At 72.1% G+C, this 17963-nt stretch carries 6 protein-coding genes (1 of these 6 cut by a window edge); 4 read left to right on the top strand and 2 right to left on the bottom strand.

The features are described from left to right. Nucleotides 1-122: 122 nt before the first annotated feature. Complete coding sequence (locus ABZ719_RS16815) at nt 123-311, bottom strand: hypothetical protein (protein ID WP_366725931.1); 189 nt, start codon at nt 309-311, stop codon at nt 123-125. After that, a complete protein-coding gene (locus ABZ719_RS16810; RefSeq protein WP_366725930.1) occupies nt 308-4399 on the bottom strand; it encodes a discoidin domain-containing protein in 4092 nt (1363 codons plus the stop codon). Before ABZ719_RS16810 ends, ABZ719_RS16815 begins: the two co-directional genes overlap by 4 nt. 936 nt (nt 4400-5335) lie before the next feature. On the opposite strand from ABZ719_RS16810, the gene ABZ719_RS16805 reads away from it, so the two are divergent. The 4 genes from ABZ719_RS16805 to ABZ719_RS16790 form a co-directional block, all read left to right on the top strand. Continuing rightward, nucleotides 5336-5860, top strand: coding sequence for a cupin domain-containing protein (locus tag ABZ719_RS16805; protein WP_366725929.1), 525 nt, complete (start codon nt 5336-5338; stop codon nt 5858-5860). A 204-nt stretch (nt 5861-6064) separates the two neighbouring features. Beyond that, nucleotides 6065-6823: an MBL fold metallo-hydrolase gene (locus ABZ719_RS16800; protein ID WP_366725928.1), complete on the top strand. Its 759-nt coding sequence runs from the start codon at nt 6065-6067 to the stop codon at nt 6821-6823. 278 nt (nt 6824-7101) lie between these two features. Beyond that, nucleotides 7102-7722: a hypothetical protein gene (locus tag ABZ719_RS16795; protein ID WP_366725927.1), complete on the top strand. Its 621-nt coding sequence runs from the start codon at nt 7102-7104 to the stop codon at nt 7720-7722. 302 nt (nt 7723-8024) lie between these two features. Beyond that, nucleotides 8025-17963, top strand: the 5' portion of a protein-coding gene (locus ABZ719_RS16790; RefSeq protein ID WP_366725926.1) for a hypothetical protein. It continues 21732 nt past the right edge of the window; only the first 9939 of its 31671 coding nucleotides appear in the window; it begins with the start codon at nt 8025-8027; the stop codon falls past the right edge of the window.

Raw genomic sequence — 17963 nt, 5'->3', positions numbered from 1 at the left:
CGGAGGCGACCGGCCGGCCCCGGCCGTGGCCGCCCGTCGCGAAGCCCGGCCGGGGCGGCGGCCGGGAACGAGGAATCCCGTCCGGACCGCAGGGGTCCGGAGGGGATCCGTGGGTTTCCGGCTCAGCCGCGCTCGCTCGCCTCGACGACGAGGTACGCGTCGGCCCCGGCGTTGCCCGTGGTGCCGCGGGCGAAGAGCTTCCAGCCGCCGGCCGCGGGATTCACGGCAGTGGCGGGCGCGCGGAGGTGGACGCGGCCGGCGCCGATGGACGCGCCGGCCGCCGCCCGGGCTGCGAAGTCCCCGGACGTCACAGCCGTACGCTCACCGGCCTCGTGTTGTACCCCTCCGCCCGCAGCTCCCACCCGGTCGACCGGCCCCGGGCGGTCCAGGACACGGTGACCGTCCGTGCCTCCCCGGGCAGCAGCCACAGGTAGTTGTCGCCGTAGAGCGTGGGCAGCACCCGGTCGCCGCCGTGGGCGTCCAGCAGGGACAGCCGGACCATCGCGGCGACGGCGGTCCCCTGGTTGCGGACGGTGACACTCGCCTCGCGGCGGTCGCCGTGGCGGACGACGTGGCCGGCGGACACCGCGAGCCCGACCTGCTTGAGCCGGTTGAGCGCGCGCATCGCCTCCGGTGTGCGGTAACGCCAGTAGGTGTTGCGCGACAGCGTCTCTCCCCCGGCGCTGCGCAGCGTGAGGCGCAGCAGGTGCAGGTCGGGCAGGTCGTCGGTGAAGGCGGCGGTGAACGCCTGCGCGGTGGCGGCGGCCCGGACGTCGACACGTGTGCTGCGGGCGGGGCCGGTCCGGCGTCCGTCGAGGCCGTACGTCTCGGCCGTGACCGTGGCCCCGCGCAGCGCCTCACGTGTGTGGTTGACCGCGATGACCTGGCCCTCGACCGGGTCCGCCTGGACGTGCAGCGGCTCGCAGGCCGTGCGGGCCCCGTAGTAGGCGCCGTTGACGTCGAAGTCGTAGTCGTAGGTCTGCCAGACGGTGCTGTGCCAGGCCGGGTGGGACATCCACAGCATCAGGCCGCTGGCGTCGTCCCACAGGTGGGCGTTCCAGGCCTCGAACATGGCGCGGAAGTTCTCGTAGTTGACGAACTGCGCCTTGGCCGTGAAGTCGTCCAGGTCGCGGGCGGTGCCCAGGCGGGTCTCGATGGCCGCCTTGTAGTTCTGCGGTGCCTGGTTCCCGTGCTCGCTCCAGTCGTGGTAGTACCAGGCGCCGCTGATGGGCCACTCCGGTTCGCCGCCGGTCATGCGGCGGGTGCTGGCGGCGGTGGAGACGACGGGCATGCCGATCTCGGTGTGGAAGCCGAAGTTCTTGCTGCCGTAGGTGGCCGGGTCGAAGTAACGGGCGGGCTCGACCCAGCCGTAGGGGCCGCCGCCGGTGGCGATGCCGCCGGCGGAGTTGTTCTGGTACAGGATGCCGGGCGCCCCCTGCTCGACGGCCTCGCGCATGCCCTGGTCGATCGCGGCGGGCGGGTTGCCCTCGTTGGCGCCGCACCAGACGGCGACGCTCGGGTGGATGCGGTGGCGCAGGACGGTGTCGCGGGCGATCGCGTTGTAGGCGTCGTGGTCCGGCGGGTCCATGCCCCAGGCGTTGGGGAAGTCGTTCCACACCAGGATGCCGTGCGCGTCACAGGCCGCGTAGAACTCCTCGCGGTTGCTGCTGCCGACCCAGTTGCGGATCATCGTGAAGTTCATGTCGCGGTGCATGCGCACCGCCGTGTCCATCCGGTCGGCGGGCATGCGGCGCAGCAGTTCGTCCCACCCCCAGTTGCCGCCGCGCACCAGCACCCGCACGCCGTTGACGCTGATCTTCAGCGGTTCGGGTGTGTTGGAGACGGTGGTGACGTCGCTCCAGGTGTTCCCGTCGTCGGACACCTTGATGGTGTACGTCTTCGGGTACGCCTGCTCCCACAGGACCGCGACCCGGTCGAAGCGGCGGGCCGAGCCGAGGTCGACCTGGATCCACTGGTGGTCCTCGTAGGCGGAGGACCAGCGGGTGCCGGGGTTGCCGTCGGTGGCGTGCGCGGCCGGGTGGCCGTCCTCCTCGCTGGAGGCGCTCACCGTGCGGTGCAGGGCGAGGTCGGTGCCGGGCGCGGCGCTGTCGACGACGGCGAGCGACCACAGGGAGTTGCCCCAGCTGGTGTTGCGCAGTCCGCACTCCAGGCGCAGGTAGCGGGCGGTGCGCGGGGCGAAGTCGGTGACCCGGAGGCTGGCGTCGCCGCTGTTGAAGGGCAGCGGCACCGCCGTGTTGTCCACGGACTTGGCGTCCGTCCAGTCGGTGCCGTCGTCGGAGACCTGCACGACGAACGTCCGCGCGTACGCCTGCTCCCACACCAGGTCGAGACGGTCGAAGCCCTGGGACGAGCCGAGGTCGACGCGGATCCACTGGTCGTCCCGCCAGGCGGAGGCCCAGCGGGTGCCCGCGTCGCCGTCGGTGGCGTTGCCCGCGCCGTGGTCGTCCTGGTCCTGGCTGGAGGCGTCGGCGGGCGCGTGCAGGGCGAGGTCGGTGCCCGGCCGGGCGCTGTCGTACACCGACAGCGCCCACAGCGAGCTGCCCCAGTCGGTCGCCCGGGTCAGACAGCGGATCCGTACGTACCGGGCGTGCTGTGCGCCGAGGTCGACGGACTGCGTGCAGGCGTCGGTGGAGGGGGTGAAGGGCAGCGGGGTGTGGTGCTCGTAGCCGAACTGGCGGATGCCGAAGCGGGTGGTGCGCCGGTCGCTGACGGTCCCGCCGGCCTCGGCGGTGAGGGTGAGGTCGTGCAGGACGGGTTCGCCCAGGCCGTTGGGCCACCACAGGCGGGGGTTCCTGATCCGCAGGCGGGAGTAGGCGTCCGGGGCGAAGGTGACGTCGACGCTCCTGCCCGCGGGGACGGTGACCGTACGCGAGACACGTATGCCGTCGAAGGCGGCGGTGACGGTGGTGTTGTGGTCGGTGGTGTCGGCGTTGCGGACCGGGACGGTGACGGTCACCTCGGCGACCGACAGGCCGGGCAGGTCCGGCAGCACGGTGTCCACGCGCGGGTCGCCGATGACGAGGTGCCCGGTGGATCTGAGCCGCACGTGGTTCCAGATGCCGGCGCCGCGGTCCCGGACCGCGGGCATCCAGTCCCAGCCCGAGGAGGCCAGGTACGTCGGCGAGTTGCGGTTCATCTGGTCGGCGCCGGCGTCCACCCAGGCCGAGCCGTCGGGGCCCTTGTCACCGGGGCTGCCGGGCACCGGCATGGGGGTGATCTTCACCGCGAGCGCGTTGCGGCCCTCGGCGGTGAGGAGCCCGGTGACGTCGTGGGCACTGCGGGCGAAGGGGAAGGTGAGGGTGCCGGCCTGCCGGCCGTTGAGCCACATCTCCGCCTGGTGGTTGACGCCGTCGAACTCCAGCCAGACGTGCCGTCCGGCGCCGGTGCGCAGGCCCTTGGGCAGGTCGAAGTCGCGGCGGTACCACCAGGAGTGGCGCGACAGTGCCTCGGGGACGTGCAGGTTGTTCAGTCCGGCGACGGGGTCGGGCAGCTTGCCCTGGTCGACGAGGGAGCCCAGGACGGTGCCGGGCACGGTGGCGGGCAGCCAGCGGCTGGTGTCGACGCCGGGCGTGGACAGGTGGGCGCCGTCGCCGCCGGCCCGGTCGTCCAGGGTGAGGGTCCAGCCGGATTCCAGGGGCACGGTGCCGTCGGCGGCGACGGCGAGCGGCGGGGCGGGGGTGTGGTGGGTGCCCCAGTCGGTCCAGCCGGTGGCGGCGGGGCGCCTGCCGTGGACGGCGCCGTACACCTCGAAGCCGTTGACGCCCAGCGGGTTGGGGCTGGAGCGTCTGCGGGCCGTCATGCGCACCCAGCGGGCGGTGACGGGGCTCGGCAACTGGATGTCGACCCGGCCGCCGGTGCCCGCGGTGGTCCGGTACACGCTCGTCCAGGACGCGCGGTCCCGGGAGGTCTCCACGACGAACTCCGTCGCGTAGCTCGACTGGATCTCCTTGCCGGTGGTGCCCTGGTGCGGGTTGCCGTCGCTCGGCGGGGTGAACACCGGGTCGCTCGCGTCGGCCTCGAAGGTGAGCCGGATCCAGTCGACCCGGCACTCCGCCTGGAGGTCGACCGAGATCCATTGCGGGTCGCCCGCCTGCGCGCGCCAGCCGGTGCCGCGCACTCCCTGGGCGCCGATGCCGTCCACCGCGAACTCGGCCGGGGTGGGTGCGTACGCCTGCGAGGAGACCTCGACCGGGCGGTACGCGGCGAGTTCACCGGTGGCGGGGGTGGAGGAGACGGCGGTCGGCTGCCCGGCGCGCTCGGCGCCGTTCGCGGCGGCCGGGAACACCGTGCCGAGGCTGAACCCGGCGAGCAGTGTCGAGCCGGTGGCCACGACGGTGCGCCGGGAGGGGCGGTGCGATGGACTCGCCTGGTCGGCCATGTGAGTCGTCCAATCACAGGGTGGGCGGGTGGCACGAGCGGCCTGGCGCGGGGCTGCCCCGCCGGGTCTGACAACGTTGCCATAGGTGTGGCCATAGGCTGTGGCGAGGCGGGGCGTCTGTCAAGAGCCGGGACGGCACGGCCGGTTCACCGCCGGTCGGACCCGGCGGGCTCGTTGCCGGAGCGTACGGGTGCGGGCGGGCCGTGCGGCGGTTCCGGAGCTGGCGGACCCGTGTGCACCGTCGGCCTGCGGTCCGCCGGCTTCACGAGCGCGACGACATGTGCCGGACGAGGGCCGCCGCCCGGCGCGCCACAGGCCGGGAGCGGCAGCTTCGACGGCCGGGGGGCCTGGGCCCGGATCCCCGTCGGATGACGGGACCGGACCGTCGGGCGTACTGGGGGACCGCGAGAGACCGCTGGGCCGCTGGGCGGGGCGGGGACCGCAGGGACCGCAGCCGCCCCAGGGACCGCAGGGACCCGGGACCCGAAAGACCGCAAGGGCGCGGGACCCGAACGAAAGCAGGGAGCCGAACGAAAGCAGGGAGCCGGGACCGGAGGGAACCGAGGGAAACGAGGGAAACGAAGGTTCCCACTGGGAGCGCCGCGGGCCGCGGCCGGGGGGGGGATGCGTGTGGCCACCGCCGGGGCCACCGACCCGGCCGGGCAACCTCCGCCCTGTCCAGGAGGCGCCCTCTCCAGGAGGCGCCCGGCCCAGGAAGCGCCCGGCCCAGGAGGCACCCTGTCCAGGAGGCACCCTGTCAGGTTTCTCCGGAGACGAAAATATGTGTTGCCATCGCTGATCGGCTCCTGCGAAGTGTGTCCGGGGTATAGGGTCCCTGTGTCATCAGCGACTCGGTCCGGGCGCTCGTCCGCGCACACCTCCTGCGCGCCGTACGGACTTGGAGTCATCCTCACCCCCAGTCAGGATCCCGTCCTCGTGAGCAACTTCCCCTCGCCGCCGCCGGTACCGCAGGACCGCCGGTTCGTCCTCGGGCAGCACCTGCGCATGTCCATCCTCACGTCCGCGGAGGAGACGGACGGGCGGCACGACCTCTCGGACATCGTCCTGCCCGCCGACGCGGGCACGCCGCTGCACCTGCACACGGGCTACGAGGAGCGGATCTGGGTCGTCGAGGGCAGTCTGACGGTGTGGGCCGGCCCCGACACGTTCACGCTGCGGTCCGGCGACTTCTACGCCATCCCGATGAACACGCCGCACACGATCAAGGCGGGCCCGGAGGGCGCACGGTCCCTCAACATCACCTCCCCGGCCGCGTTCGCGGAACTCATCCGGCGCAGCGGGACCCCGGCGCACCTGGCGACCGCCGAGACCGAATGGGACATGGGCCTGTTCCAGGCGGTCACCGAGGAACTCGGCGACATCATCCTCGGCCCGCCCGGGGCCGTCCCCGCGGACCTGGAGAAGAGCCCGGCCGGCCCCTTTGGACCTGACCGCGCGTGACACACCGCGCGTGACACACTCCGCATGCGGTGCTCGCGCGCGCTGAGCACGCATGCGGCACGGCCCGTGCCCGCCGCGAGGACCGCGGCGGGCACACGCCTGGGCCGCCGGGCCGCACGACGGGCCCTGTCCACCTGCCGGTTTCTCGGGGGAGGGCCGAAGGACCGCGCGCGGATCCGCCGGCCCCACCGAGGGAGGGAAGACATGCCGAAGGACCTGCGCGACGAGGACGTCGTGCACGTCGGTGACGAGGTCTACGCGGTCACCGGGAGCAACACCAACTGGGTGATCGTCAAGGAGGGGGACAGCTGCGTCCTGGTCGACTCCGGTTATCCCGGCGACCACGACGCCGTGCTGGCGTCGCTGGACATGCTCGGACTGCGTCCGGAGTCCGTGGCCGCCGTCCTGGTGACGCACGCGCACAACGACCACATCGGAGCGGCCGAGCGGCTCCGGGCAGCCCATGGCGTGCCCGTCCTGATGCACGAGGAAGAGGTGCCGCACGCGCGCCGCGACTTCCTGGACCAGGTGTCCGTCGGCCAGGTGCTCGCCCGGGTGTGGCGCCCGGGCGTGCTGCCGTGGGCCCTGCACGCGCTGCGGGCCGGCGGAACGGAGCACGTCCCGGTGGCCGGTCCCCAGGCGTGGCCCGGGCCGCTGGACCTGCCCGGCTCCCCGGTCCCCGTGCACACCCCGGGGCACACCAAGGGCCACTGCGCCTACCACCTGCCCCGCAGCGGCATCCTGATCAGCGGCGACGCACTGGTCACCGCGCACCCGACGTCGAGGACCGCCGGCCCCCAGCTGCTGCCCGACATGTTCCACACCGACCGTGCCACCGCCCTGGGTGCCCTGACCACACTCGAAGGGGTGGCGGCGGATGTCGTCGTGCCCGGTCACGGCCCGGTGCACCGCGGATCCGCCAAGGAAGCCGCAGGTCGGGCGTACGAGCGCGCGCGGCGCTGAACGGTGGTGCCCGGCACGGGGTACCCAGCGGCGCGATGCGGAGCGGGCCGGTTCCGGGACATCGTTCGGGGGAAAGTTTCTCCCGGAGGAGGTTTTCCGAATCGCAGGCGAGTACACCGGAGCGGCAACGGAACAGGGGCTGTCCCGCCGGGACGGCACACCGGTTCACACCGTCGACACGTCGTCCGCCCGGTCTCCGTGAAGCGCACTCCTGAGCACAGGTCCCCCGGCGTGGGTACCATGCGCAACGTCATCCAAATACAAAGGAGTGAACGGTTGTGACCAGCCAATCAGCCGCCACCCTCCGATCGCGGTATGTCGAGCAGGCCGCGTCGGACCTTGAGGAGAATCGCCGTCGGCAGCAGGAACTGGCCGAGAAGATCAAGATGTTGAAGCAGGAGGAAGGTCTCCTGGTCGACATCCTGACCCTCGCGGAGCGGTATGAGGCGTCGTCGGACCCGTCCCGCCTGCCCGAGCAGGCCCAGGGGGAGCCTGCTCTCACACCCGAGGAGTCCGGCAGCGGTACCGTTCCCGCCGGGACGGGCGCGCCCGCTCGCCGTACGGCATCCCGCGGCACCCCCGCCGCACGCGCCGGCCGCACCGCCCCGAGGACTGCCGCGAAGGGGAAGTCGCGTCAGCCTCTGCTCGGGGACCTGCTGCGGGACCTGCTCGGCCAGTACGAGGAGCCGCGCCTGGCCAAGGAACTGCGCGACGAACTCCTGGAGAAGCACCCGGACCGCAACCCGACGCCGCAGGTGGTGCGCAACACCCTGGAAGCCCTGGTCGCCAAGGGCCGCATCCGGCGGCACAAGCAGCAGCGGTCGGTGATGTACTCCCTGGTCGAACCGGTGGGGCGGCAGGACGCGGCCGAGGACGGCGCCGGCGCCTCCCGCGGCTGACCCCCTGCCCGCGCTCGTTCGGGCGTGTCCCGGCGCCCGGTCCTCCCGCGCCAGGACACGCCCTTTGCCGTTCCCCGGCGCCAGGACATGCCCTTCGCCGTTCCCCCGGACACATGTCCGCCGCCCCGTGAAACCGCCGCTCCCGGTGTGGCTCGATCCATGCGCGTCCCCGCCGTGAACTTTTCCGCCGCGAGAATCGTGTGAGGTGAAGAGGGTGCCTACCCTCCACGGCACAGGCGCTGTGGACGCGATCACGCGACGGCCTGTTCCGTCGGCTGATGTGTGCTTGCGGGTGGTTTTCGGTGGCTGTGGACCCGGTGGTCAATGGTCTGGTGATCGCACTGTCGGGGATGTCGATCCCCGAGGGCTCCGCGGAGCGGGTGCGGGCGGAGATCGTGGTCCCGCACCTGGAACTCGCACGCTTCCTGACCGGTCTGGAGGGCGCCCTCGGGGACATCACCGGTGCCACCGTCAAGGGGGCGCAGGGTGAGGCGATGCAGGCGTACGCGCAGGCGGTCTCGCAGCTCACCTCCGGGGACGGCGCCGACTATGTGAAGGGTCTGAAGGACACCGCGCTGCAGCTGGCGGACGCCGGCAACGAGTTCGCCTACCAGCTCGACTACACGAACATGATGATCGTGGAGCAGGTGGTCCTGTTCTTCGCGGAGCTGGCCCTCATCGCCCTCCTGGAGGTCTTCAACCCCATCCAGGCGGCGTTCGAGAAACTGGCTCTGGACACGTTCTTCCGGGAGCTGTTCACGACGGAGCTGACGCAGTTCATAGCCCGCATCGCGGCGCAGACCGCGTCGATCATGACGATGAACGTCGTGCTCGCCGCGGCCCTGGACGGTCTGACCCGGTGGGTCCTGGCGGCGCAGGGCAAGCACACGGCCCACGGCGACGAGTACCGCAACCAGTCGCTGAAGTTCGGCGCCATCCAGGGCGCGGTGTCCTCCCTGGTGCCGTTCGCGATGGGACCGATCGGCAAGGGCATCGGCAAGCTGCCCTTCTTCGGGCCGAAGTCGATCAGGAACATCCAGCAGATCATCGGGGAGAGCCTGCACGGTCCCGCCGCGACCCCGGCGCGCAGTGGCGGCAAGACGGCCGCCGCGGGCGGCGGGAGCGCCCTTCTGGGCGGCGGAAAGGCGGCCGTCGGCGGGGAGAAGGCGGCCGTCGGCGGGGAGAAGGCGGCCCTGGGCGGGAAGCAGGCCCTCCTCGGCGCCACGAAGTCCTTCGACGAGAAGGCGCTGCGCGACCTGTGGAACGATCCGCTCAACCGCGAGCTGGTCAGCGGCAACTGGTTCGGGCGCGAGATCGGGCGTCTGACGGTCCCGATGGCCGTCCGCCTGCAGAACGAGGTGGTGGGGCGCTCGGGGCGGCAGACGTTCCGCAACGCGGTGGGCGACCAGTTCGCGCGGGCCTTCGGCGAGCGGCTGGGCTGGCGCCAGGCGCGGGAGGCGGGCCGGCTGTGGGCGGACACCTTCATGGCGCACGCGGGACGCGGTCCCAAGGCGCTGGGCCGGGAGCTGGAGGGCGCGCTGCACTGGATGCCGTCCGGCATGGGCGGTGTGCGGGACGCGCTCTCCCACGAACTGGCCCGGGCGCTGCCGTCGCCGTCGTGGATGAAGTTCGTACGGGCCTTCCCGGAGGCCGGGCTGCAGGCCGGCGCGATGAACCTCGCCGAAGGCTTCTTCAACCTCGACGAGCAGGGCAAGTTCACCACCTCCTGGATGACCACCGCCGGCGGTGCGGGCGCCGCGTTCGGCAGCGCGGTCGGCCACATCGGGGCGGTCAAGCTCGGCCACTGGATCAAAGGCCGCCTCGGCTTCGACCTCCCCCAGCACAAACCCTCCCTCGGGGACCTCGACCTCACGCAGATCAACAGGGCACCCGTGCACGGGCCCGCCGGGGGCGGCGGCGCTCTGCCCGGTGACGGCGGCTCCAGGCAGGGCGGCTCCACCCCGGCCCCGTCCTACCGGGCCGCCCCCCGCCCCGGCGAAACCACCCTGCCGCCGGGAAACGTGCTGCCCACCACCGGCGGAAACACCGGGTCGCCCCTGTCCCCGGCCCCGGCCGGCCAGTTCCCCCGGTCGGGTCACGTCCGCCTCGACATCCCCGAGCGGCTCACCGTCGGGCACACCACGCCCGACCCCGTCCGGACCGGCGGCGACCGGCCGTCGTCCCTCTCCCCCACCCCGCGCCTGGCCACCGAGTCCGGCGCCGCCCGCCCTCCGCTCGGGGCCGGTCAGCGGGCCCGGCTGGAAGAGTCGCTGCACCGCTGGCAGGCGCCCGAGGAACTGACCCGTCACGACACCGACGACGCCGACCGGGCGCGCCTCGTCCTGGAGCGTCCCGCGGCCGCCTTCCAGGCGATGCAGCACCTGCGGCAGCTCGCCGCCGAAGCGGGCATCACACCGGCTGAACAGCGCCGCCTGCTCGCCGGCGCCGACAGAGCGGTGGCCCGCCGCGACTGGCCGCAGGCAGCCGCCGGTCTCACCGCCTTCCGCGACCACATACGGACCACCCTCGACACCGGCCCGGCCGTCCCCCACACACCCGCATCCGGCACACCCGCCCAGGAGCCCGCCACCGGCACACACACCACGGCCGCACCCGGCCACCCCATACGCACCCACAGCCAGGGCGGCCAGGAACACGTGCCGACCGCCCCCGGCGCTCCCTCCGAGGCCGAGCACGGCACCACGCCGGACACGACGTCCTCCGCCACCATGTCTTCCGTCACGACGTCCTCCGTCACGGACACCACGGCCACCGTCCTCAGCGGTGGCACCGTCCGTCCGGCGGAGACGGAGACCGTGGCGCCGGAACCGGGGAGCGCGGCGGGTCCCGAAGGGGGAGCCGTTCCGGCGGGAGACGAGACCGACTCCGTCCGCACCGACGACACGTCCACCGGCCCGTCCGACGGCGTCCGGCACCAGCCGGCCGGGAGCGCGTCCGGCCCCGCCCTGTTCCCGACCGCCTCCGAGGACCCCACGACCGGGCCGCTCCCCGACGCGTCCCCGTCCCAGGAGACGCTGGTGGACGGGGACGCGCCGGCTCCCCCCGCCCCGGAGGCGATGGCCTCCCAGGAGACGCTGGTGGACCCGGCGGCGGAGAGCGGGCTGCCTCGTGGCCTGGATTGGGCCGCGGGCGACTCGGCCGCCTTCGGCGCGAAGGTGTTCGACTCCCAGGCTCCCGCCGGCGGCGACGAGGTGGCGGCCCGGCGGGCGGACGTACGGGCGGGCACGATCGCCGACCGGGCCGGGGGCGAGGCCGACGGCGTGCGGCGGCAGGTGACGGCCGGGCTGGCGGACCTGGCCCGGCGGGCCGCTCCCGGCGGAGACCTGCACGAGCGCCCCGCCGACGTGGTGGACGCGGGCGGCGAGCTGCTGCGCGGGGCCCGCCGGGCGGAGCGCGAACGGCTCGATGGGCTGTGGCAGGAGTTCCGTACCGCGCGGGACGCCGATCTGCACGAGCAGCTGGCCCGGGACGACCTGTTCGACGAGGCGGAGATCTTCGACGGGGACGCGCTGCGTGAGCACACCCGCGGGGCGGTGGACTCCCTGCGCGGGACCCGGTTCGAGGAGTTCCTCGGCGCCCGGACGCTGCTGGGCGAGCAGCGGGAGGACAGCCGTGCGCAGGAGGCCGCGCACGAGGTGGCGGCCGCGCGGGTGGAGGAGTCGTTCCGCCGGCAGCTGGCCGACGCCCACGCCCGGCTGCGGGTCCGGCTGGCCCAGCGGCTGGGCACCGACCCGCGCGAGGTGGTGGTGACCGAGCCGGAGTGGCGGGCGGTCACCGAGGAGCTGCGCACGCACCTGGGCTGGCACGCGGTCCAGCTCGCCGAGACCGTACGCTGGGCCGACGCCTTCCACGCGGACTTCCGCCAGGCCGTGGCCGACGCCGGCGCCCAGGCGGGCCGGGACGGGGCGGGCACCCCGCACGACGGCGCCGACCCGGACGAGGGCCGCCTGTTCGTGGGCTCGCAACGGTTCTGGGAAGCACTCGGCGAAGGCGAACCGCACACGGTCCCGCGGACGATGACCGAGCTGCGCGACCGCATGATGCTGCGCCACGTCCGCGCTCTCCAGGAGCACTTCGGCAGGGAACTGGACGCGATCACCGACCGCGCGGTGGACAAGGCCGCCGGCTGGGACCCGGACGCGACGGACGGTCTGCACGTCAACGACACCGGCCGCGGCGGCGAACGCGCCGAGCCGGACTGGCACGTCCTGGAGAACACCTACCACCGGCTGCTCGCCGACGTCCGGCCCGCCGTCTCCCGGCTGAACGTACGTACCCGGTGGGCGCGTCAGGGCCTGGAGGCCTTCGAACGCGCCCTGGACGGCCCCGCCCTGTCCGGTGCGCAGGAGCTGCCGGAGCACACACGGCGCCTGCTGCGCGACGAACTCGACCGGGACCTGCACACCGTCTTCGAACGGGACGGCGAGGGACCTTCGGCGTCCCCGGCCGGTGTGAGCGACCGGTTCGCCCGGCTCACGACGTCCTACACCAGCTCCGAGGAGCTGCGCGCGCGCCTGGACTACACCGCCTTCCGCCAGGCCCGCCTGGACGAGCAGAACGCCGTCCTGACCGAAGCGCTCGCCGAGCACTTCGACGGTCTGCGCAGTGGCCCGGCCCTGAGCGACGAGATGGAGCGGCGGCTGCGTTCCCAGTGGGAGCGAGCGGTGGACCAGGCCGTCGCCGACCACTGGTTCGGGCACCTGGGCCACCGTGACTTCCGCGCCGCCGCCCTGCACCTGGCCGACGCCCCGGCGTCCGGGGGCGCCCGCCCGCAGCGCGCCCCCGAGAACCGCCCCTGGCACGAGTCGGCCGCCTATCTCGACGCCACGCTGCTCTCCCGGATCCAGCACGAGCACGAGCTGACGGAAGCCGCCGCCGGCGCCGCCCGCGACTTCCACGCCCTGCTGTCCGGCCACCACCGTGACGACCCCGGCCGCACCCTCGACGACGCCACCCGGGAACGGCTCGCCGACGACTTCCGCGAGAAGACCCTCACCGCCTACGACACCATCTGGGCCCAGGTCGAACACGACATCGCCGCCTGGCTCACCCACGACAAGGCCAACGAAGACACCTTCACCACCACCGTCACCGCCCTGGAGGCCGCCGACACCGCCGCGAGGTCCGCCGCCCCGGCCCCCTCGGCACACCCCGCCCCCGACGACGGGGCCCCCGGCCCCCAGCCGGCCGGGCAGCCCGTCCCCCGGCCCGTCGACGGCCTGGTCACCGAATCGCCGGGGCACGTGGGCCCGGGCACCACGTCGGACACGGGCCCCGCCGAGGACCACGTCACCGACCCGACGCCGGCCGCCGCTCCCTCGCCCTCCCCGACCTCCGCGCCCGCGCCCGCGCCCGCGCCGGAACGGGACACCGCCGGCGCGGTGCCGGCCGACGGCAGCACCGTCCGCGGACCGGAGGACGAACAGGAAGGCGTCCAGCTCCAGGAGCAGCTGCCGCGCCCCGCCGACACCCAGGACACGGAGCACCGGACGGCTCCGCCGACTCCCGTACCCTCCCGTCCCGCCCGGTCCTACGCGCCGCCGCCGGTACGCCGCGGACCGCTCACCCCCGGCCCCCTCTTCGACGCGCGCCGCGTCCACACCGAGACCGGGCACGAACGGACCGAGCTGGAGATCCGCGTCGCGTTCACCGGCGACGCGGCCCACACCCACGCCGCCGCGGTACTGGACCAGGCCCGCGCGGGTGTCGCGCGGCGCTTCAACCACCGCCCTGACCAGCGCTACGTCGCGCTGCGCCAGGTCACCTTGGACGAGCGCCCGCACCTCACGCTCCACCTCACCGACACGAGCCACCCGCAGGACGGCGCGGGCATGCTCCTCCTCCAGGCACCCCAGCCCTCCGCCTGGCCGGTGGACGCCACCGCCGCCGACTACGCCGACCTCATCGGCCGGCACACCCACCTGCACACGGCCGGCTTCGACCGGGACGTGCTCGCCCCCCTCCTCAGCCGGCCCTACACGATCCACACCCACGTCAGCGAGGGCGCGACCTCGCACGCGCACGTCCACCTCAAGGTCGCACGCCCCCGGTACGACGCACGCCTCGGCGACTGGGACGCCGAACGCTGGGCCGCCCCGCACTGGACCCGCCTCGACGACATCGAGACGGACATCAGCCGCGCCTTCTCCGCCTACCTCAACGGCGTCGGTGCGATGGCGGGCAGGGTGCCCGTCGTCGTCACCGTGGAACTCATCGACGCGGAACACGTGCTCCCGGGCGCGCCCGCCTTCCACCTCACCGACCTGGTGCGCGGCACGCTCACCCCGGACCACGGCCCCTTCCAGGAACTGCTGACGGCCCTGGCCGGGCTCGACGAGGCGCATGACACGGGCGACTCCTCCGGCGGCTGGTGGCGCAACGACTCCGTCGTCCAGCGCCCCGCCGACGTGCAGGTCTTCATGGCAGCCGCCGACGAGGCCATGGAATCGGGGATCTCGAACGTCCTGAACAGCCCGGACGTCACGAGCCACCTCAGCCCCGAACACATCGAGACGCTGCGCACGGCGCTCGCGTCGCGGAGCCGGGGCGGTCAGGACGCGTCCTCGGCCGACGAGGCCGGGCTCGTCGAGTTCGGTTCCGTGTTCGGCACCGACCCGCAGGACGCTCCCGCCACGGCCACTCCGGGGCGGGTCCGCCGCACCCCCGCACCGTTCGACTGGGATGCGGTGTCACCGCTGGAACCGGTGCCCCAGACGTCCGGTCCGGAATCGGCTCTCACGCCGCGGCCGGCCGGTCCCGGCTCACCTCTCACACCGCGGCCGGCGCAGAGCGGGGCCCGCCGGAACGCCATGGGTCTCACCGTGGACACCGGCAGCGGATTCGGCACCCACTGGGGCGGATGGAAACCGCCGTCGGACGACGACTCCGAAGGCATGGGCGGCATCTCCGCCGAGAACATGGCCCGGTTCCGCCGGCTGAGCAGTGATCTGGGGATCGCCTACGCCATCCGGGAGGTCAACGAGTTCGCCGTCCTCCGCCTCCAGGAAGGCGCACTGCCCAAACCGCTCCAGATCAAGTCGAAGTCGATCTCTGCCCTCGACCTCTACCTGGAGCACGAGGAAGTCGATGAAGCCACCGGTGAAATCGTACGGGCGCGCTTCAAGACAGAACACCTCGGCCTGACCGGATTCTACGACCCGATACTCCCGGACCTTTCGCCGCACTCACCCGAACTCCAGGATGCGATCAGAAAGCATCACGACAAGCGCAAGCAGGAGTTCGCGCAGTTCCACGATCACATGGCGGAGATCGCTGAGGACTTCCCCGTCCTCAACGGCATCGTCCACGGGTACGACAGCAAGAGGGTTCGCCACCCCATCGCGAGCGACATCGATCTGCTCGACATCTACAAGCCGGCCGGCCTGTCGCTCACACCCAGAACGTACGAACGTGTTCTGAGCGAGACCATGAACACGATTCCCGAGGTCCAGCACGGAGCGCACCGCCAGTGGGAGACGGATGATCCCAAGGAAATAGCGATCCGCGACAAGATCGACAGTCCGATCAACAAGGGGAGAGAGAAAGTCATCGTCGTCTTTCCCCATCAGAAGCCCGTCTACAAGAACCACTACACCCGAAAGAACTCCGTGCAGTGGTTCTCCTCGGACGGCTCCGTCTCCCCGACGGAACACGCTGCCCTCGAAGAGGAATCGGTGGCACAGGGACCGGGGCACGACGCCGTCGCCCCCGTCCGCCACCGGGTGCTGGACACCGAAAGCCTGGAGAGGGCGGCGCGCGCCGCGATCCGGACCGTGGACGAGCAGCGGACCTCGGCCGCGCGGGCGGGTGCCCCCGGACCGGGGCGGTCGACCCAGTCCCCCTACGACATGTCGGTGCAGGAATGCCTGGCCCTGCTGCACGAGCTGCGGGCAGGCCTCTTCCCTCGCGGGGTCAGGCCGTCGGGGACCGTCGACGACTCCGTGCTGGGCGTCCGCCCGCAGGAGAGCCCCCTGGCTCTCGGTCCGGGGTGGCAGGCGGTGGACTCCTGGGAGTCGGTGGCGGCCAGAGTCGGCCGCGCACCGGGCACCACCGCGTTCGTCCTGAACCGGCACCTGGCCGGCGTGGGGCATGCCTGGGCCGCCTACGCCCTGACGCCCGAGGACCCGGAGGACGCACCGCGGGTCGTCTGGGTCGACCTGACGACGCCTCAGCGGCTCCTCTCGGACGACCTGCCGCCGCGGGTCCCGGTGGAGGCACGCGCGCTCTTCGTCGACCCGTCGGGCCAGGTGCTGCCGCCCCGCCGCGAGTCCGCCGCGACCTCCCTCACACAGGCCCTGACCGACCCCGCGTCCAACCACCAGTACGGGGCTGTCGGAACGGAGGTCGAAGACCAGCACCCCCTCCTGGTCGCATCCGGCGTCCATCTTGCGGGTGACACCAAACTGGCGGAGTACGTCGGCCCCCCGACGTCCCCCCAGGGACCCGGTGTGGTCATCGCGGTGGACTACAGCTACTTCTTCAGGGCCAGGGACGGCCGACTCTACTCTTCTGAAGAGAAGGCCTTGCGCGCCACGCCAGGTGTCCGGCCTGAATCGGTGACGCTCCCCATTCTCGAGATCGTACTGCCCCCCATGGCCGCGCTTCCGGGTGATCACGGGCGGATGACCATCGATGACGGCTTGAGAATGAACAGCTGGGTCCGCTCGCTGCTCGGACGCGCCGACGCGGAGAACAGGCCGATACCCCTGCGGGAGCTGCTGAACCACCCGCACTGGAACCTGCACCCGGACGCTGCTTCCGTCTCCGTACTGCCGTCGACCGACGGGGCACAGCATCCCGCATACACCCAACTCACCGTCGGCCTCCCCGTGGAAGGCATGATCTCGACCCTGGAGTTGGCCGCGGAGGAATACAACCTCCTTTCCCAGAACGCTTACGCCTTCCGCGCCGCCAAGGACTTCGCCGACCAGGTCGCCGGACACTATTCCCAATATCTCGGGCTGAGCCGCCGCGCAGCGAGCGAGGAACTGCCTTTCCTTTCGGGGTTGCCCGGAATGGACGGTCTCCGTGGCCACCTGTGGCTTCTCTCCAGTCACGTCTCCGCAGGGCCGCTGCAATCTCGTTTCTTCAAGAACGACCTGATCAAGAACCTTCTCCCCGCAGCACTGCGCACACCAGTGAACGAAGTCCTGAACTCACTCGACCTGACTGCTCAGGTCTTCCTGTGGCAGAATTTCGACCTCCTGCGTACTGGATTCGAGGAGCACCTTCAAGCCACGATAGATGAGTATCGGCGGGTTTATTCAGGCAATTCTCAGGACGAAGCGGCCCAGGACATCCTCAGCCAGTATTTGGACTGGGGTTCGACGCATGAAGACTACTTCCGAACCGGCATACTGGGAGCACCCACCCGGGGAGGGCCAGTCACCCAGTTCGGCTCGGTGGGGATGCACGATCGTGGGCTGGACACCAACAACGGAAACATTCGCTTCCCCCTGGTTCTCCTGGAACTTCGGCACCTGAACCATCCAGACCATCTGCTCGACAACGAGCAGATGACCCACGTCGTCAACCGGATATCCGATCTGTCCCGCAGTTCATACAGGCAGGTCGAACAGAAGCAGTACGCTCCGCTCACGGTGCAACAGGCCGAGCACATCCTTCGCCATCCCCTCGCGAGGTCCCTGGTCACCGTGGCCAGGGCTATCGACAAGCTCCACCCGTATCCGAACCGTCCCATCCAGCCGTTGATCTCGAACGTCGAGTGGAACGAACTCGCAGGGCTCACAGCCCGGTATGCCGTCCAGGGCGGAGGGCTGCCCTCGTCGGTGCCGCGCCGGCTGCAGCAGTTGCACGAACGCGTCCGCTCCCTCCTCGACCGCTCCCGGTCCTCCGCCACCGCCATCCCGCCCGAGGTCCGAGCCCGCCTGCACCAGGCGCTTCCCCTGATCACGGAGGCGTGGACCGCCGCGCACCACCACTCCGCCGCGAGGCAGAACGCCGTCACCGTCATGGCCTCACGCATCGACCAGAGCCCGCACCGGGAGGTACTCGAACGGGAACTGAGGAGAGATGATCTCTCCCCCGGGGCACGGGACCGGCTCCAACAGGTTCTCGACACTCATGGGCGGCCCTCGGGAGATTCCGACCAGCAGGCACCTGATCAGCCCGAGAAGCAGGAGCACCAGAGCGCAACCAAGAAAAAGAAGAAGGGCAAGGCCAAGAACGCGAACTCATCGGCTCCGGCAGCCGCGCCCCAG

The organism is Streptomyces sp. NPDC006743, from assembly GCF_040703815.1.
Lineage (GTDB): Bacteria > Actinomycetota > Actinomycetes > Streptomycetales > Streptomycetaceae > Streptomyces.
Note: the sequence above shows the minus strand (reverse complement) of the source record. Positions and strands in the feature narration are given on the sequence as shown.